A 1,984-nucleotide genomic window follows, 5' to 3' on the forward strand; every position below is an offset into this window, starting at 1 on the left:
ACCGTCCGGGCCGAGTCCCACCCGGCCCCGGCCCCGGCCCCGGCGGCCCCGGCGGGCACCTGCGGCAGCTCGGCGTGCCGGGTGATCTGGCTGGTCAGCGGGTGCGGCAGCCAGTCGTCGCCGAACCTGAGGTGCCCGCCCACCGCCGGGTGGCTCCGGGCGGCGGCGATCACCTCGGCGGTGGTCGGCCGGTCCTCGGGCCGCTTGGCGAGGCAGTGCAGCAGCAGGGCGCGCAGGCTCTCCGGGACCCGGCCGAGGTCGGGCTCCTCGTGCACGGTCCGGTAGAGCGCCGCCGGGTCCGGGCCGTCCCCGAAGGGCGGGGTGCCGCCGGCCACGTGGACGGCCAAGGCGCCCAGCGCGTACACGTCGGTGGCCGGGGTCGCCGGCCGGCCCATCGCCTGCTCGGGCGCCATGTAGGCGGGCGAGCCGATGCGCAGTCCGGTGCCGGTCAGGGCGCTGGCGTCTGCCGCCCGGGCGATGCCGAAGTCGATCACCCGGGGGCCGTCGGAGGCGATCAGCACGTTGCCGGGCTTGAGGTCGCGGTGGACCACCCCGCTGGAGTGGATCGCCTGCAGGGCCTCGGCGATGCCCGCCACCAGCAGCAGGACGGTCCGTTCCGGCAGCGGGCCGAAGCGCTGGACCACCTGCTGGAGCGAGGGGCCCGGCACGTAGGTGGTGGCCAGCCACGGGGTGGCGGCGTCCACGCCCGCGTCGACCACCTGCGCGGTGAACAGTCCGTGGATGCGCCGGGCGCTGGCCACCTCCTGGGCGAAGCGGGCCCGGAACTCGGGGTCCTCGGCCAGTTCGGGCCGCACCACCTTGAGCGCCACCGGCCGGCCGCCGGGGGTGTACGAGAGGTAGACCCGGCCCATGCCGCCGGCGCCGAGCCGGGCGTACAGCAGGTGGCCGCCGACCTCGCGCGGGTCGTCCGCGGTCAGCTCCTGGAAGACCGGCTGGAGGGTGAAGGGGGATCGGTCGACGGACATGCGGTGGCCTCTCTCGGCGGACAGGGAGGGGGGGCGGAGCCGGAACGGCGTCCCCGGGCGGCCACAGCGCTGTACGGCGCAGACGGCATCGCGAAGTTTAGAGGTAGGGTCAGGGTAGTCGTGACGGGCGGACCGGACGCCGGTGACCGTCAGCGGTGCAGTTCGGTGTCGACGGCGCTGCGCAGCAGCCGGCGGGCGTGGTCGAGGGGCAGTGAGCCGCTCAGCCAGCGCACGCTGAGGCCTTCGACGAGGGTGGTGAGCCGCTCGGCGGAGGCCGCGTGCGCGGGTGCGGTGCCGGTCGGGTCGGCCCGGGCGAGGAGTTCGGCGATGTCGTGCACCCAGGTGTGGGTGGTCCTCGCCAGGTCCTCGCGCAGGCTCGGTTCGAAGACCGCGCTGGCTCTCAACTCGCCCCAGGCGGTGCTGTTCTCCCGTACCTCGGTGCTGTCCTGGAGCTCCCGGAGCAGGACCCGTTCCAGGTCGGCCCGAGGGTCCTCGGTCCGGGGCGCAGGGTCCTCGTCGGCGGTGTAGTGGTCGGCGCGGTCGCTGATGAACTCCAGCGTCCGGCGCAGGATGCCGGCCCGGTCGGTGAAGTGGTAGTAGATCAGCGAGGTGGACACCCCGGCCTCGGCCGCCAGTTCGCCCACTCGTAGCCCGCGTACGCCGCGCCGGGCGATAACCCGGGTCGCGGCTTTGAGTATTTCCGTCCGACGGTCCGACATGGTCGCCCACTCTACCGGGCTCCCTGGCTGGTCAGACCGGTCCCTGATGATCGTTTCAGGGAGTTGCGCCAGCTTTGAGTCAAAAGCTTGACTGAATTTTCAGTTCGGTAGAGGATGCGGGGCAACCCCCACCCCTGCATCACCCAGGGAGCGCCATGCAACCCCACACCCCCTCCCGGCGCGGTCTGCTTCGGTTCGGCGCCGCCGCCGTCCCCCTGATCGCCCTCGGCACCGTCCTTCCGGCCGGCGCCCGGGCCGCGGCGGCCGAGGCCGCCGCCC

Annotated in this window: 2 protein-coding genes; both read right to left on the minus strand. The window is 74.1% G+C overall.

Translation table 11 applies throughout. The annotated features are described in order from the left end of the window. Nucleotides 1-986, minus strand: a 986-nt coding sequence (locus KS423_RS44365) for a serine/threonine-protein kinase (RefSeq protein WP_224285346.1), incomplete at its 3' end; no start/stop codon positions are given. 149 nt (nt 987-1,135) lie between these two features. Further along, a complete protein-coding gene (locus KS423_RS44370; protein ID WP_224285347.1) occupies nt 1,136-1,705 on the minus strand; it encodes a TetR/AcrR family transcriptional regulator in 570 nt (189 codons plus the stop codon). Between the last annotated feature and the right edge of the window lie 279 nt (nt 1,706-1,984).

The organism is Streptomyces sp. LS1784 (assembly GCF_020103755.1).
In the GTDB taxonomy this organism is placed as follows: Bacteria; Actinomycetota; Actinomycetes; order Streptomycetales; family Streptomycetaceae; genus Kitasatospora.

Coding starts and splice junctions, on each gene's coding strand:
- KS423_RS44370 (WP_224285347.1), bottom strand. CDS start 1,705: ATGTCGGACCGTCGGACGGAAATACTCAAAGCCGCGACCCGGGTTATC.